Raw genomic sequence first — 3,681 nt, 5'->3', positions numbered from 1 at the left:
GTCGCCAATGACTCACTGCTAGCCATACCTTTCTTTACATTGATGGGGCTGGTGCTGGAGCGATCCGGCATGGCCGAGGACTTGCTCGAGACCATCGGGCAATTGTTCGGTTCCATCCGGGGCGGACTGGCGATCGCGGTCGTGGTGGTTGGCGCCATGCTGGCGGCCACGACCGGCGTCGTGTCGGCCTCGGTCATTTCCATGGGGCTGATTTCTCTGCCCATCATGCTGCGCTACGGATACAACCGGCCGCTCGCGACTGGCGTCATTGCCGCCTCGGGCACGTTGTCGCAGATCATCCCCCCGTCGCTAGTGCTCATCATCCTGGCCGACCAGCTCGGGCGCTCCATCGGCGACATGTATCGCGGCGCCATCCTGCCGGGCTTTTTATTGACCGCCGTCTATATTCTCTATGTCGTCCTGGTTTCGCTCATCAAGCCGTCGAGCGCCCCGGCCCTGCCGGAAGAAGCCCGCCGGTTCCAGGAGCCCAACGGCACGCGGGGCGGGCGGTCGTTGCTGGTGTTGATGGTGATCTCGGCTGTGATCGCGGTCGTTGCCGGCCGGTATCTCGAGCACGAGACCGCGCCGGTGGATGAGCGCATCGTCGTTACCTTGCTGATTTGGGGGCTTTCCGCCTTCGTCATCGCACTGGCCAATAAGTGGCTGCGCCTCGGATGGCTCTCCGCGCTCGCCGAGCGGGTCACGTTCGTGATGATCCCGCCGCTGTTCCTGATCTTCCTCGTGCTGGGAACCATCTTCATCGGCGTCGCCACGCCGACCGAAGGGGGCGCCATGGGGGCAGTGGGGGCCATCGCCATGGCCCTGGTCCGCAAGCGGTTGACCTTGAACCTGCTCAAGCAGGCCATGGACACCACGACCAAGCTGTCATGCTTCGTCGTGTTCATCCTGATCGGCTCCACCGTGTTCGGCCTGACCTTCCGTGCCGTGAGCGGCGATTTGTGGGTCGAGCACCTGCTGACCTCCGTGCCGGGCGGTCAATGGGGCTTCCTGATCGTGGTCAGCATCCTGACGTTCCTGCTGGCCTTCTTCCTCGACTTCTTCGAGTTGGCATTCATCATCGTGCCGCTGCTGGGGCCGGTGGCGGAAAAAATGGGCATCGATCTCATTTGGTTCGGCGTGCTGCTCGCGGTCAACATGCAGACTTCGTTCATGCATCCGCCGTTCGGCTTTGCCCTGTTCTACCTGCGGTCGGTGGCGCCGAAGGATGACTATACCGACAAGGTGACCGGCAAGCGCGTCGCCAAGGTCACGACCGGCCAGATCTATTGGGGCTCGATACCCTTCATCGTCATCCAGCTGTTGATGGTGGCGGCGGTCATGGTCTTCCCGTCATTGGTCACGCACTACAAGGCCGACCATACCGGCGTGGACCCCAACACCGTCAAGATCGAAGTCGAAAATCCCTACGGCGACGGCTATGGCAGCGGCGGCGCCTATGGTCCGGGCCAGGACGGGCGTGATCCGACTCTCGATTTCAAGTGAGGCAAAGGGGAGGCGGCCGGCAGTCCGGCCGCCTCAACTAGTCCGTTCCGCTGCGGCGGCGATTTTTTCGGTGATCGTCGCCGCACAGCTGCGCACGAGTTCCGCGTAGCCTTCTTCGTTGACCAGTTTTTCCCGTCCTTTCTCGTAGACGAGCGTAATCGCCCCCACGACGTGCTGTCCGTCGTTGAAAATCGGGGCGGCGATGCCAACGAGCCCGGGGTCGATTTCTTCGCGCGAGATGTAATGCCCCTCCTTGCGGATGCGCCTGTAATGCTTGGCGAATGACGCCCAGTCCCGGATGCCTTCGGGCAAGTCGGGATGCGTCGCGTTGCGTTCGTAGAGGCGCTTGAGGCGCGAGGCGGGAAGATTGGCGAGGATGACGGCGGACGAAGCCCCCTTGAAAAGAGGCATGGTATGGCCCCGGTCCAAGCTCATGGGGGCCAGCTCGCCGCCGAGCTCGTGGTGGCTGTGCACGATCTCATCGCCGTAGATGTTGCATAGCACGACGGTCATCGCGGTGCGCTGGGCGAGCTCCTTCATGCTAGGCCGGCTGGCCTGCAGGATGGGCTCGGAGCGCCGGATTCGGTAGTCCAGTTCGATGATTTTCGCGCCGAGCGCGTAGCGGCCGGCGAGCTTGGCCAACAGCCCGGTCTCGCAGAGCTGCTTGACGTAGCGGAAGGCGGTGGGCCGCGATACGTTGAGTAAGTCGGCGATTTCCTCGGCGGCCAGGGTGGTTCGGTCCTCGGAGAACAAATCCAGGACCTTGAGCACTTTTGCGAACTGTGACATGGAAGGGCGGGATCGATGCTCACGGAAAATGAAGCGCCGGCGCCCCCAAGGGGGCGTTCGGCGCCTCAATGGTAATCAATCCCCGTCCGGGCGATGGCTCATTTCGCCTCGACCGGCGCCGCGCTCGACACTGCGAAATCCGGCGTGATCTTGCGGCGGGTCCAATCGATGATGGTCGAAATGCACTCCGCAAGCTGCTTGGGCTGGCCGAGATAGTAGTGGGTGGCGCCATGGATCTGCACGAACTCCTTGTCGGGCGTGCCCAGTGCCTTGTGGATGATCGGGTTGTGGGTGGCGGGCACCGCGTCATCGGCCTCGTTTTCGATCTGCAGCACCGGAACGCGCCGGATGCGGGCTGCATTGACCGGTCCCTTGATGTTGGAATGATCGTAAGACCATTGCGAAAGCCAGCTGCGCAGGGTGCTGAAGCGAGCCAGGCCGACCGGGCCGGAGTTGACCACGCGCGGGTCGCCCAGGTAGCACCAGCCGGGCTTGCGGCCGTTGGGGTCTATCGTGGGGTCTATCCAGCGCACGTCGCACATCGTGCGGTGCACGACGAAGCCCCGTTCGCGTTCACCTTGCGGAGAACGCTTGAGTTTGTCCAGCATCTCCAGCGCCCAGTTGCTGATGCGGCGGTTCCGCGCCAGCTGGGCCGCGCGGAAGTGTGCGACGAAGGCCGGGTCGAAAGGAGGCTTGTTCGGGCAATCGGGCGAATAGATATCGAGTTCGGGATCCCGGTCGTCCGGGTCGAGCTCGTTGCGCAGCGAAGGATCCATCCACTCGGTCAGCGTCTCGGGGCGGCTCAGGTGCGCCGCGATGAAGATGATGCCGTCCGCGGGAGTGAGCCCGGCCTGTGTCAGGTCGTAGGGGTCGCCGGCAGGCGTATGCGTAATCGTCGGCTCTTCGGCCTGGGCTTGGTAGAACAGGGAGAGCGCCCCGCCGCCCGACCAACCGACTAACACGACTTTCTCGTAGCCGAGCTCTTCGCGCGCATAGCGCACATAGGCGCCCATGTCCGCCGCCACTTTTTCCATGATCAACGCCGAGTCGTTCTTGGCATAACGGCTGCCGCCGCACAGCACGTGCAGGCCAGCTTCGGCCAGCGCGACAGGCATGGGCAACAGTTGTAGCGTCGTGGCGGGATGCATGAAGAGGAACACGACCTTGGACGGCGCGTTTTTCGGCACGAGGCGCTGCCCTTCGAGGACGGTGTAGCCCTGGCTTCCATTGAAGCCGTAGGTCTCGACCATCTCGACCGTTTCTCTGAACTGGAGAATGACGGGAATGCGGTCGAATTCGTGCTTGGGGGGCATGGACATGTTGCGGTCTCCGGAAAGAATCATGATGCTTGACGCGCGCCCGGGCCGCCCGCTGGGGGAGGGCCCGGGC

3 protein-coding genes are annotated in these 3,681 nt (G+C 63.4%); 1 reads left to right on the top strand and 2 read right to left on the bottom strand.

Annotation, left to right across the window (positions count from 1 at the left end):
• A partial coding sequence (locus IRZ12_RS16535; RefSeq protein ID WP_296470852.1) for a TRAP transporter large permease subunit occupies window positions 1–1,503 on the top strand: 1,503 nt, incomplete at its 5' end.
• Window positions 1,504–1,536: 33 nt separating this feature from the next.
• Here the strand turns inward: IRZ12_RS16535 and IRZ12_RS16530 are convergent.
• Window positions 1,537–2,292, bottom strand: a complete 756-nt coding sequence (locus IRZ12_RS16530; RefSeq protein WP_296470850.1) for an IclR family transcriptional regulator — start codon at window positions 2,290–2,292, stop codon at window positions 1,537–1,539.
• A gap of 98 nt (window positions 2,293–2,390) precedes the next feature.
• Window positions 2,391–3,611: an alpha/beta fold hydrolase gene (locus IRZ12_RS16525; protein WP_296470845.1), complete on the bottom strand. Its 1,221-nt coding sequence runs from the start codon at window positions 3,609–3,611 to the stop codon at window positions 2,391–2,393.
• Between the last annotated feature and the right edge of the window lie 70 nt (window positions 3,612–3,681).

It is taken from the genome of Pigmentiphaga sp. (genome assembly GCF_019689535.1).
GTDB lineage: Bacteria > Pseudomonadota > Gammaproteobacteria > Burkholderiales > Burkholderiaceae_B > Pigmentiphaga.
Note: the sequence above shows the minus strand (reverse complement) of the source record. Positions and strands in the feature narration are given on the sequence as shown.

Bases quoted from the DNA above. Each gene is read 5' to 3' on its own strand.
- IRZ12_RS16530 (WP_296470850.1), bottom strand. From the start codon at position 2,292: ATGTCACAGTTCGCAAAAGTGCTCAAGGTCCTGGATTTGTTCTCCGAG.
- IRZ12_RS16525 (WP_296470845.1), bottom strand. From the start codon at position 3,611: ATGTCCATGCCCCCCAAGCACGAATTCGACCGCATTCCCGTCATTCTC.